We start from the raw sequence: 12,160 nt of genomic DNA, 5'->3' as shown, positions 1-12,160 counted from the left end.
GGCAGCCCGCGCTCGCGGTGCACCGCGTGCAGGGCGGCGAGCGCTCCGGCCAGGCCGGTCGACACGTCCGGCGGGGCGCCGTCGCCGAGCGCCGCCAGCGCCAGCGCGTCCAGCGCCGTCGGCAGGCACGCGGCGAGGTCGTCGCCGGCCAGGCCGGCCACGCGGGCGAGGGCGTAGCAGATCCCGCCCAGACCTTCGAACCCGCCCGGGCCCACGGCCCGGCTCAGCACCGGGTCGGCGGCCATCGCGGCGACGAGCTCGGGCACCGGGGCGAGCGCCGCCCGGGCCAGCCCGGTGTGCCGGGCGGAGCCGGTGAGCGCGCCGAACTGGGCGAGGAACAGGGCCACTCCGGTGTATCCCTGGGCCAGTCCGGCACCCATGGGCAGCACCGTCCAGTGGTCGTCGACCGCCTCCAGGCCGATCCAGTTGACCCGGTCGTGCCCGCGGACGGCCCGGCCGGCGATCCCGTCGGCGATCTCGGAGGCGGCGGCCAGCAGCGCGGAGGATTCCGGCAGGGCGGCGGGAGCGGGGCGGGCCCGGCGGCCCACCCGGTGGTGGCGTCCGGCGGCACCGGGCTCCGCGGACGCCAGGGCGGCCGAGACGATCCACTCCTGGGTGCGGCGGTCGACGGTGCTCATGGCGGCGAGTTTCGCCTGCGCGCAGGCGAGGCCGGAGGTGTCCAGGACGCCGTTCACGGCGGTCCCGTCCGAGGCGAGGACCTCCCGTGAACCGGGCCGGTGGAAGAAGACCGGGACGTCGCCGTCCCACAGGTCGGCGATCTCGTACTCGATCAGCGCCTGGCGGGCCGGGTCGCCGTCCGAGTCGGCCCACAGCACCGCGAACATGGCGTCCCGGTCGAGCCCGTCGCGCAGCACCTGTGGATGGGTCGCCTCCTCCAGCAGGGTGGCGTACAGCATCGTCGGGCGGAGCACGAGCCGGCCGATCGCGTCCGCGCCGGCGGCCAGCGGCCCGGCCGGGGCGGACAGTTCGTCGCGGTGGCGGACGACGGCGTCGTACCCGGTGCGGAACCCCGCCAGGACCGCCGCCGCCCGGTCGGCGCCGCCGGGCCCCGTCCCGGCGGCGCAGGGCTGGTTCAGCGCGCCGGTGAACGGCGCAGGGCGGCGCACCAGGCGCATCTCGTCCGTGCCGGCGTCCTCCCACACCATCCGGGTGTTCGGGGACTGCCCGCCCGGCGCGCCGCCCAGCGCGGAGACGTCGACCGCGCCCACCTCGCCCACCAGCAGCTGCGGCAGCAGGCAGGTGCGGTGCACCGAGGAGGCGTGCGCCCCGGCGGCCGGGTCCGGCCGGGTGGTCCCGCCCTCGCGCAGGACGGGGTGCAGCAGTGTCTCCACGTCGACGAGCACGGGCTGGTCGCCGCAGGCGAGGACGTTCTCGTAGTGCAGGTCCACCCCTTCGAGGGTGTGGGCCAGCGCGATCAGCGCGCCCTGCCGGCGGTGGAAGCGGTCGATCTCGGCCAGCGAACGGCACGTCCGGTGGCCGATGTGCTCCAGCCACCCGTAGCCGTCCCCGGCCACCCAGCGCGGGGTGCGCAGCTCCAGGCCCGGGACCTTGGCGGCCAGCCAGCCCGCCATCCCGTCCAGCAGGGCGTGCTGGCCGACCGGCCGCGGCTTGTAGACCGCGCGGCCGCCGCCGGCGAACCGGAGCACCGCCACCGATCTGCCCTGCTGGTGCGGGTCCCCGAGTCCCAGCTCGACGGCGGCCAGCGGACCCGGGTCCGTCCCGCCGAACAGTCCGGCGGCGAGCTCCCGCCGGTCGGCGGCGAGCCGCGCCAGCAGTTCGGCGCCGGACCGGGCGGTGTGCCGGCAGGTGCGGGCCAGCAGCCGGGCGAGGACCGGATATCCGGCGAACAGCCGGGCCAGCCCCGCCCGGGTGGCCGTCCGGGCGGTGAAACCGGCGAACCGGGCCGCCCCGGTGGGGCCGGACAGGTCGCCCGCGGTGCGCGCGGCGGCGAGCTCGACGACCAGTGTCCGGGCGGCGGCCCTGGCCAGCCGCCGCGCCAGCCAGTCGGCGTAGCTCCCGGCGAACACCGCCGTCTCGCCGGGGTCGGCCCCGTCCGCCGCGGCCCGTCCGGTCAGCTCGGCGACGGCCGCCGACACCAGCGGGCGCAGCACGGGTTCGAACACGACCGCCCCGTCCGCCGGATCGGCGGGCGCGCCCGCCCCGGCCGCGCGGACCTCCGCGGGCGTCCCCGGGGCCGCGGCGACCGCGGCCTCGGCGAACACCGCCCACTGCGGCTTGGCAAGCCGGCCGGCCAGGCGGGGGGCGGGTTCGGCGGCGAGCGCCGCCATCAGCCGGGGATCGGCACCCAGCCGGGCCGCGCGGACGGACTCGCAGGCCAGCTCGACCGGCGAGCGGGTGCGCGACCCGGCGGCCGGGCCCGGCGACGCCGGCAGCGCCCTCGGGGGGTCCGCGGCCGACAGCCGTTCGCGCAGTGTCGCGGCCGGCGCCCACCAGGAGGACGTCGTCCCCGTGACGGGAGGAGCGGTGTCGGTTGTGGTCACGTCCGCCACCCTTCCAGCGGTGCCGCCCGCCCGTACAGGGGGACAGGACCCCCACATTCCGCGGCGGACTACCCAGTCGACGCCCCGCCGGACCCCCATACGTACCGCCGGGCGGCCCGGCGGGGGCGGAGGACGGCCGGGACGGCCCTGTTCCGGGGCGGGCGGCCCCTCCGTCCGGCCCGGTGCGCTCCGGCCGCCGGCGCACGGCCCGGGAGCGGTCCGGCGGGTACGGGGAATGCGGGTACTCGCGCCCCATGCGGCCTGTCGCACCGGTTGCCGAGACTCCTCACCGAGAGGTTCGCCGCACGCTGAGCTAGGAGTACACATGGGCAGTCCCCTGTCGTTGTGCGTCGTCGCCCTGGACCCGCTGCTCGAAGCCGGCGCCGTCAGCGCCCTGTCCGGCAACCCGGACATCGCGCTGGTCCAGCCGGAGGAGAGGGCCGACGTGGCCGTCGTGATCGTCGACCGGGTGGACCGCCAGGAACTCGATCTGGTGGCCGCGACCGGCGCCGGCCCGCAGCCGCCCGCCATCATCGTGATCGCCTCCGACCTGTCCCCGGCCGGGGCGGCGGACGCCATCGGCGCCGGCGCCCGCGGACTGCTGCGCCGGCACGAGGTGAACGCCGACCGGCTGGCGCGGACCGTGCGGACCGTGGCGGGCGGCGACTGCACCGTGCCCCCCGACCTGATCGACGGCCTCCTCGACCAGCACGCCGAAATCGACACCGGCGCGTACTCCGCCGCGCGGGGCCGCGCGCCGGAGTGGGGACTGGACGAGCGGGAGCGCGCGGTGCTGCGGATGGTGGCCGACGGCCGGGAGACCGACGAGATCGCCAAGGAGCTCTGCTACTCCCCGCGGACGGTGACCACCGTGGTCCGCGACATCACCCAGCGGTTCCGGCTGCGCAACCGCGCCCACGCGGTGGCCTACGCCCTGCGGACGGGCCTGCTGTGACCGGCCTCGTCCTCGAAGCCGCGCCGGACACCGGACGGAGCGCCGGTCCGCTGCGGGTGCGCCTGGGACCGGCGGGCGGGGCGGCCCGCGACACGGTGGCCGCCGGTCTGGTCCTGGCCGGCATCGAGCTGGCCGCGGACGGGCGCTGCGCCGGGGCCGTCCGGGTGGCCGCCGGCCGGACGGCCGGCGCGGCGCTCGACGGCTGGCAGGAGCCGGGCGGCGGTCCTCTCCTGCTGGTCGCCGACACCTTCACCGCCGCGGGGGTGCGGCTGGCCGTGCGGGCCGGGGCGGTGGCCATGCTGCAGTCGGCCGAGGCCACCCCGGAGCGACTGCTCACCGCCGTCCGCGCCGCCCGGTACGGCGAGGGCCGGATGTCCTACGGCGTCCTGGCCCGCCTCCTGACCGAGGCGGGCGGCGGTTCCCCGGAGCGCCGGGGCCCCCTCCCCCGGTCGCCGCTGACGGCCCGGCAGCGGACGGTCCTCGCGCTGGTCGCCGAAGGGCACGGCAACGCGGCCATCGCCCGTGAACTCGCCTGCTCCCAGCACACCGTGAAGAACGTCATGTACGACCTGATGATGCGCCTCCAGGTCCGCAACCGGGCACACGCGGTGGCGCACGCCGTCCGCACCGGCCTGATCTGACCCGGCCCCGGCGTCCCACCCTGACCGGCCCCGGTGCCCCGCCCTGGCCGACCCCGGTGTCCCGGTCCCGCCCGGACCCGACTCCGTCCCGGTCCCGGCCCCGGGTGCCCTCCCGGCCCGGTGCCGGTCCTGGTCGCGGCCGGACTCGGTGTTCCGGTCCCGGTCCCCGCCGCCGCCCCGGGGCCGGTCCCTGGTCCGGCCCCGGGACCGGTCGTCGGCCCGGCCCCGGCCACCGACCCGGGGCCGGGGCCGCGCATGGCCCCGGTGGTGGTCACGCTTCCGTCCGGCCACGGTTCCGCCCAGAGACATAGACGCAGCAAAAGCCGCGCCGGGCGCTGCCGCTCCTTCCCTACTGCGCCGCCGTGCCCGGGCGGCAAGCTCCGGTCGTGCCCCGGCCATCCGAGGCGCACGACGACCTACCCGACTTCCCGGAGGTGAGCCGGTGGACCGCTGTGACGGCCGGACGACATCCTTCTCACAGCAACGGCTGTGGTTCCTCGACCAGCTGAGACCCGGCACGGCGGACCATCTGCTCCCGCTGGCGCTGCGCCTGCGCGGCGATCTCGACACGGGGGCCCTCGCCGGCGCCCTGACCGACGTGGTCGACCGGCACGAGGTGCTGCGCACCCGGTACGCGGCCGTCGACGGCGAGCCGGTGGCCCTCGTGGCCGACCGGGTCGAGGTCCCGCTGGACACGGTCGACGCGCCCGCCGCCGGAGCGGCCGGCGTCGCCGCGGTCCTCGACCGCGCGCTGCGCCGGCCGGTCGACCTGTCGACCGCGCCGCCGCTGCGGGCCACCCTGGCGCGGCTCGCGCCCGACGACCACCTGCTGGCCGTCGTGGTGCACCACATCGCCTTCGACTTCTCCTCCTGGAACATCCTCACCCGCGACCTGGCCGCGGCCTACCGCGCCAGGACCACCGGTGTCCCCCACGGGCTGCCGGAGCTGACCCTGCAGTACGCCGACCTCGCGGCCCGGCAGCGCGAGCGGTCGACCGGCCCCCGGCTCACCCGGGGCCTGGACCACTGGCGCACGCGGCTGGCGGGCCTGCCGCCGCTGGAGCTGCCGACCGACCGGCCCCGCCCCGCCCGGTTCGACGGCACCGCCGCCGTGGCCCGCTGCGTCCTGCCCGCCGAGCTGGTGGCACGGGCCGACCGGCTGGCCCGGTCCCGCCGCGCCACCCGGTTCATGGTGCTGCTCGCGGCCTTCCAGGCCCAGCTGGGCCGTTACAGCGGGCAGTCCGACTTCGCCGTCGGCACCCCGGTCGCCGGCCGCGGCCACCCCGCCGCCAGGGATCTCATCGGCCCCTTCGTGAACACCGTGGTCCTGCGCGCCGACCTGTCCGGCCGACCCGGCTTCGGCGAGCTGGTGGACCGGGTCCGGAACGCGTCCCTGGCCGACCTCACGCACGCCGACACCCCCTTCGAACGCGTGGTCGGCGAACTGGCGCCGCCCCGCGACCTCGGCCGCAATCCCCTCTTCCAGGTCTCCTTCCTGGCCCTCGACGCCGAGGCCGAGCCGCCCGACCTGCCCGGCCTGTCGGTCGGCCTGGTCCCCACCCCGGTCGCCGGGACGCCGTTCGACCTGGCCCTCGACCTGCTCGGCCGTCCCGACGGCAGCGTGGGGCTGCGCCTGCAGTACGCCACCGCGCTGTTCACGCCCGGGACGGCCGCCCGCATCGCCGAGGACTACGTACGGCTCCTGCGCGCCCTGCTCGCCGCCCCGGACGAGCCGGCGGCCCGTGCCGCCTCCGCACTCGGGCCGCTGCCCGGCGGCGAGCGCCGCCGCCGGCTCGCGCTCGGCCTCGGCGGCACCCGGGACGTACCCGCGACGACCGTCACCGACCTGTTCGAGCGGCAGGCGCGCCGCACCCCGCACGCCACCGCCGTCCGCTGCCGCGACGACGAACTGGACTACGCCGCCCTGGACCGGCGGGCCGACGGGCTGGCGCACCGGCTGCGCGGCCTCGGTGTCGGCCGCGGCGCCCGGGTGGGTGTGCTGCTGGAGCGCGGCACCGGGCTCCTCGTCGCCCTGCTGGGCGTCCTCAAGGCGGACGCCGCCTACGTCCCGCTCGACCCCCTGCACCCCGCGCGGCGTCTGGGCCGGCTGGTGGAGGACACCGGCGCCGCCGTGGTCGTCACCACCGGCCCGCTGGCCGGCCGGGTGGCCGGCACGGGCGCGAGGACCCTGCTGCTCGACGACGCCGGGGCGGTGGCCGTCCCGGGGCGCCGGGTCGTGCGGACCGCCGGCCCGCACGACCTCGCGTACGTCTTCCACACCTCCGGTTCGACCGGCACCCCCAAGGGCGTGCAGATCCCGCACAGCGCCCTGACCAACTTCCTGCACTCGATGGCGGCCCGGCTGGAACCGGGGCCGGGGACCACCGTCCTCGGTGTGACCACCGCCTCCTTCGACCCCTCGATGCTGGAGCTGTGCCTGCCGATGCTGACCGGCGCCCGCCTGGTGCTGGCCGACACCGAGCAGGCCCGCGATCCCGAGCGGCTGGTCCGCCTGATCGACGAGGCCCGCCCGGATCTGGTCCAGGCCACCCCGTCGATGCTGCGGGTACTGGTGGACACGGGCTGGGTGCCCGGTCCCGGCCTCACCGTGCTGTCCGGCGGCGAGAAGCTGCACACCGGCCTGGCCGCGGCGCTCGCCGCGGGCGGCGCCCGGGTCCTGGACCTCTACGGGCCGACCGAGGCCACGATCTGGACCAGCGTGGCCCGGCACGGCGCCGACGGCGGCGTACGGGAGTGGGCCGCGGTGGACAACACCAGCGTCCGGGTGCTCGACGACCGGCTGGAGCCGGTGGCCGAGGGCGCCGTCGGGCACGTCTGCGTCGGCGGCGACGGCCTCGCCTGGGGCTACCGGGGGCGGCCCGCCCGGACCGCCGACGTCTTCCTCCCCGACCCGCACGCCACCGCGCCCGGCGGCCGGCTCTACTTCACCGGCGACCTCGGCCGGCTGCGCCCGGACGGCTCGCTGGAGATCCTCGGCCGCAGCGACCACCAGGTGAAGATCCGCGGCCACCGGATCGAACCGGGCGAGATCGAGGCCGCGCTGCTCGCCCTCGACGGCGTCCGCGCCGCCGTGGTGCACCCGACGCCGGACGCCGACGGCGGCCGGCAGCTCACCGCCTACCTGGTCGCGGAGGACGCCGGGAACCCGCCCGCGCCCGACACCCTGCACGCCCGGCTGCTCGACTCCCTGCCGCACCATCTGGTCCCGGCCGCGTTCGTCCTGCTGGACGCCCTCCCGACCGCGGTCAGCGGGAAGGTCGACCGTCATGCGCTGCCCGTACCGGCGCCGCGGGCGGCCGGCCCGGCCGCCGCTCCCCGCACCCCGCGGGAGAAGTCCGTGGCCGGGGTCTGGGAGGAGGTCCTGGGCGCCACCGGGATCGGTGCGCACGACGACTTCTTCCTGCTCGGCGGACACTCGCTGCTCGCCACCCGGGTGTCCGTGCGCCTGCGCGCCGCCCTCGGGGTGGACGTCCCCGTCCGGGCGCTGTTCGACCACCCCACCGTCGCCGCCCTCGCCACGGCCCTGGACGGCTACCCGCTCCTGGCCGCCGACGGGCCCCTGCCGCGGCTGACCGCGCGCCCGCGCGGCGGGCGCACGCCCGCCGGCCGCTGACCGAACCCGCCCCCTCGCCCAAGGACCGCCATGACCACCGTTGCGACCACCGGCCCCACCAGCCCTACCGCCCCCGCCAACCTCACCGGCCCCTCCGACACCTCCGTCTTCGAGAAGATCGAGTCCGAGGTGCGGATGTACTGCCGTACCTTCCCCGTGGTGTTCGAACGCGCCAAGGGCGCGCTGCTGCACACCGACGACGGCCGGGCCTTCATCGACTTCTTCTGCGGCGCCGGCAGCCTGAACTACGGGCACAACCACGACGCCCTCAAGCGCAGGATCGTCGACTACCTCGCCGACGACGGCCTGATGCACGGTCTGGACCTGCACACCGTCGCCAAGCGCGACTTCCTCACCCGCTTCACCGAGGTCGTGCTCCAGCCGCGCGGCCTGGACTTCAAGGTGCAGTTCACCGGCCCGACCGGGACCGACGCGGTGGAGGCGGCCCTCAAGCTGGCCCGCCGGGCGACCGGCCGCACCGGCCTGACGGCCTTCACCGGCGCCTACCACGGGATGTCGCGCGGTGCGCTGGAGGTCACCGGCAGCCGCCGCGCCCGCCGCGCGGGCACGGTCGCCGGCGGGGACGTGACCTTCGTCCCCTTCGAGGACGGCCCGCTCGGCCCCTTCGACTCGATCGGGCTGATCGAGCGGCTGTGGAGCGACCCGTCGTCCGGCACCGAGCCGCCCGCGGCCGTCGTGGTCGAGGCGGTGCAGATGGAGGGCGGGGTATACCCGGCGAGCCCGCAGTGGCTGCGCCGGCTGCGCGAGGTCACCGAACGCCACGGGGTGCTGCTGATCCTGGACGAGATCCAGACCGGCTGCGGCCGCACCGGGGCGTTCTTCGGCTTCGAGGAGTCCGGGATCGTGCCGGACGTCGTCACCGTCTCCAAGTCCCTCAGCGGCTACGGACTGCCGCTGTCGCTCACCCTGTTCCGCCGCGAGCTGGACCTGTGGCAGCCCGGCGAGCACACCGGCACGTTCCGCGGCAACCAGCTCGCCTTCGTCGCGGCCACCGCGGCGTGCGAGCTGTGGCAGCGGGACGGCTTCCTGGCCGGCCTGCGGCGCAACACGGAGCGCCTCACCCGCTTCCGGGCCGACGCCGGCGGCCTGGATCCCGATCTCGTGCTGCGCGGCCGGGGCATGGTGCTCGGCGTCGACACCGCCCGGGCCGGCGGCGCGGAGCGGGCCGGGCGGGTGCAGCGCCACGCCTTCGAGCACGGCCTCATCGTCGAGCGCTGCGGCCGCCACGACGAGGTCCTGAAGGTGATGCCGCCACTGACCATCGACCCCGGTCCGCTCGACGAAGGGCTCGGCATCCTGCTCGACGCCCTGCGTGCGGGCTGACCGCCGGCCGCCCGAGGAGGAACCCGCCATGCCCCGTCCCGACCGCCACCACCTGATCTCCGTGGACGACCTGACCGACCGGGAGCTGCGCCTGCTCGTGCGCCGCGGCGCCCAGTACGCCGCCGGCGAGCTCGAGGACGCCCGGCCGCTCGCCGGCGCCGTCGTCGGTGTGCTGTTCCGCAAGACGTCCACCCGCACCAGGACCGCGTTCTCGGCCGGCGCGCTCCGGCTCGGCGGACAGCTGATCACCTACGGTCCCGGTGACCTCCAGGAGAACACCGGGGAGTCCTCCGAGGACACCGGCGACGTGCTCTCCCGCATGCTCGACGTGCTGGTGGCGCGCACCGCGGGCAGCACCGGGGAACTGCGCGCCTACGCCGCCCAGAAGCGGATGGCCGTGATCAACGCGATGAGCGCCGCCGAGCACCCCACCCAGGCCCTCACCGACCTCACCACGATGCTCGGCCGCTTCGGGCGGATCGAGGGCCTGCGGGTGCTGTACGCCGGTGAGGGCAACAACACCGCCTCGGCGCTCGCCCTGGCCCTCAGCCGGTTCCCCGGCACCGAACTGCACCTGCGGACCCCGCCCGGCTACGGACTCGACCCGGTCTTCCTCGACCGGGCCCGCGCCCACGCCGAGGTGTCCGGCGCACTGGTCGAGGAGCGGCACCACATGGCCGACCTGCCCGCGGCCGACATCGTCTACACCACCCGCTGGGAGACGACCGGCACGACCAAGCCCGACCCCGACTGGCGGCGCGTCTTCGCCCCCTTCCGGGTGGACACCGCCGTGCTGGCGGCCTGTCCCGGCGCCGTCTTCATGCACGACCTGCCCGCGCACCGCGGTGACGAGGTGACCGGCGAGGTGCTGGACGGTCCCGCGAGCATCGCGTTCCGGCAGGCCGAGAACAAGTACCACAGCGCCCGCGCCGTTCTGGAGTGGTGCCTCGGCGGCATCCCGGCGGAGCCGGCCTGACGGTCCGGTCCGGCGATCCGGCCGGCCAGCGGTCCGGCGCATTCTTCCCAGGGAGGTAGCTCAGCAATGTCCGACACCATCAGCATGCCCGGCGGCGGGTGGCGCCTGTGGACGCACTTCGCGCTCCGCGGGCCCGGCTTCCCCGCCGCGGGGGTACTCCGGCTGGCCCCGGAGGGCCTGGCCCGGGCCGCGGACAAGTTCGCCCCCGGGGAGGTACCGGCGGGGGCGGACTGGGAGGCGTTCCAGGAGGCATTCTCGGCGGCGGCGGTGCGCACCGCGCACGAACTCCAGGAGATCGCCGCCTCGGCACCGTTCCGGGCGGCGGTCGCCTGGCAGAACCGTGCGGTGCTGCGCACGGGCATCAAGCCGTTCCTCGACTGGACGCCGTCCGCCGAGGGCCGCACCAGCATGCCCCGCCAGCGTGAGGAGCTGGTCGCGCACTACTGGCAGCGGTTCTGCGTCAAGAACGACACCATCGGGTTCTTCGGACCGGTCGGCTGGGGCACCTTCGACACCTCCCGGCCCGGCGTCGAGGTGCACCCCGGCACCGGGCTGGTCGCCGAGTCCCGGGTCTACTTCTCCAGCTGGTCGATGGACGCCCTCGCGAAGGCCGTCGACCGCGACCCGCGGGTGCGCGACTGGACTGCGCCGCGCCCGGTGCCGTTCGTGCGGGTGGCCGACGGCACGGTGCGCGTGCCCGGCCGTCCGCCGCAGACGGCCCCCGAGCCCGCGCTCACCGTGCTGCGGCTGTGCGACGGGCGCCGGACGCCGGCCGAGATCACCGCCCTGGCCGCCGGGGAACTGGACCGGGAACTGACCGCCGGGGAGGTGACCGAGGCCCTCGAGTGGCTGGTGTCGCGCCGGCTGGTCGCCTGGCGGCTGGAGGTGCCCGCGGGCACCTACCCCGAGCGGGAGCTGCGCACCCTGCTGGAGCGCATCGGCGACCCGGCGGTGCGCGAGCCCGCCCTGGCCAGGCTCGCGGTGCTGGAGACCGGCCGCGACCGGGTCGAGCGGGCCGGTACCGACCCCGGGGAGCTGACCGCCGCGCTCGCCGCCCTGGAGGCGAGCTTCGCCGAGATCACCGAGGTCTCGGCGGTCCGCGAGAAGGGGGCCCGCACCGCGCCCAACCGTGCTCTGGTGTACGCCGACTGCCGCCGGTCCGCCACGGCGACGGTGGGCAGCGCCGTCCTGGCGCAGCTCGCCCCGCTGGAGCTGTGCCTGACCGCCGCCCGCTGGATGACCAACCGGTACGCGGAGGCCGTCGGCGCACGCATCCACGAGGTCTACCGCGCGTTGCGCGAACGGCACGGGCAGGTCGATCTCGGCTCGCTCTGGTTCGCCTGCCTGCCGGCTCCGCACCCGGAGTCCTTCGCCGAGATCGAGCGCATCCAGGCCGAGCTGCGCGAGCGCTGGGGGCGGATCATCGCCGCCCCGCCCGGCGCCCGGCGGGTCTCGCTGTCCAGCGACGCCATCGCCGGGCAGGTGCGCGAGGCGTTCCCGGAGGACGGGCGCGGCTGGTCGCTCAGCCGGTACGTCAGCCCCGACCTGATGCTCGTCGCGGAGGACCTGGACGCCGTCGAACGCGGCGAGTTCCAGCTCGTCATCGGTGAGCTGCACGTCGCCATGAACACCCTGGCCCAGTCGCTCTTCGTCCACCAGCACCCCGACCGCGGGCAGCTGATCGACGAGACCACCCGTGACTTCCCCGGCCCGCGGCTGCTGCCCATGCTGCCCAAGGAGCTCCCGCTCAAGTGGTCCGCGCGCAGCAGGCAGTCCCTGGAGCGGCCGCAGGACCACTACGTGGCCCTCACCGACCACAGCGCCGACCCGCACCGTCCGCGTACCGTGCGTTCCGGCGAGGTGCGGGTGGAGGAGCGGGAGGGCCGGCTCTCCGCCGTGCTGCCCGACGGCTCGGTCTTCGACCTGCTGGACGTGTTCTGCCACGCGCTCACCGACCGCGTGATGGACCGCTTCACGCTGCGCCCGGACGGCGACCACTCGCCCCGGATCACCATCGACTCCACCGTCGTCGCCCGGGAGAGCTGGCGGTTCACCGGCTCCGCGCTGGACTTCGCCGAGGACAAGAGC

General features: G+C 76.5%; 7 protein-coding genes. 6 read left to right on the top strand and 1 reads right to left on the bottom strand.

All coding sequences use genetic code 11. The annotated features are described in order from the left end of the window. The coding region (locus tag KM933_RS37595) for a type 2 lanthipeptide synthetase LanM family protein (protein ID WP_221361680.1) at positions 1-2,522 on the bottom strand (2,522 nt) is incomplete at its 3' end. A 325-nt stretch (positions 2,523-2,847) separates the two neighbouring features. Between KM933_RS37595 and KM933_RS37590 the strand changes: the two genes are divergently transcribed. The 6 genes from KM933_RS37590 to KM933_RS37565 form a co-directional block, all read left to right on the top strand. Then, positions 2,848-3,477 (top strand): helix-turn-helix transcriptional regulator, encoded by a 630-nt coding sequence (locus KM933_RS37590; RefSeq protein ID WP_221361678.1) that lies wholly within the window; start codon positions 2,848-2,850, stop codon positions 3,475-3,477. Then, on the top strand, positions 3,474-4,118 hold the full coding sequence (locus KM933_RS37585; RefSeq protein WP_308013675.1) for a helix-turn-helix transcriptional regulator: 645 nt from the start codon (positions 3,474-3,476) through the stop codon (positions 4,116-4,118). The genes KM933_RS37590 and KM933_RS37585 overlap by 4 nt, the downstream gene beginning before the upstream one ends. Before the next feature lie 442 nt (positions 4,119-4,560). Then, the gene (locus tag KM933_RS37580; protein ID WP_221361676.1) at positions 4,561-7,752 is read left to right on the top strand and encodes a non-ribosomal peptide synthetase; all 3,192 of its coding nucleotides are present in this window, start codon (positions 4,561-4,563) and stop codon (positions 7,750-7,752) included. Positions 7,753-7,782: 30 nt separating this feature from the next. Continuing rightward, complete coding sequence (locus KM933_RS37575; RefSeq protein ID WP_221361674.1) at positions 7,783-9,096, top strand: aspartate aminotransferase family protein; 1,314 nt, start codon at positions 7,783-7,785, stop codon at positions 9,094-9,096. 28 nt (positions 9,097-9,124) lie between these two features. Then, complete coding sequence (locus KM933_RS37570) at positions 9,125-10,072, top strand: ornithine carbamoyltransferase (RefSeq protein WP_221361663.1); 948 nt, start codon at positions 9,125-9,127, stop codon at positions 10,070-10,072. A gap of 66 nt (positions 10,073-10,138) precedes the next feature. Next, positions 10,139-12,160: lantibiotic dehydratase (locus KM933_RS37565; protein ID WP_221361661.1), on the top strand; the 2,022-nt coding region annotated here is incomplete at its 3' end.

The organism is Streptomyces beigongshangae, assembly GCF_019710745.1.
In the GTDB taxonomy this organism is placed as follows: domain Bacteria; phylum Actinomycetota; class Actinomycetes; order Streptomycetales; family Streptomycetaceae; genus Streptomyces; species Streptomyces beigongshangae.
Note: the sequence above shows the minus strand (reverse complement) of the source record. Positions and strands in the feature narration are given on the sequence as shown.

What these genes read in the sequence shown, in the direction of transcription:
- KM933_RS37590 (WP_221361678.1), top strand. Translation starts at nt 2,848, where the DNA reads ATGGGCAGTCCCCTGTCGTTGTGCGTCGTCGCCCTGGACCCGCTGCTC.
- KM933_RS37575 (WP_221361674.1), top strand. Translation starts at nt 7,783, where the DNA reads ATGACCACCGTTGCGACCACCGGCCCCACCAGCCCTACCGCCCCCGCC.
- KM933_RS37570 (WP_221361663.1), top strand. Translation starts at nt 9,125, where the DNA reads ATGCCCCGTCCCGACCGCCACCACCTGATCTCCGTGGACGACCTGACC.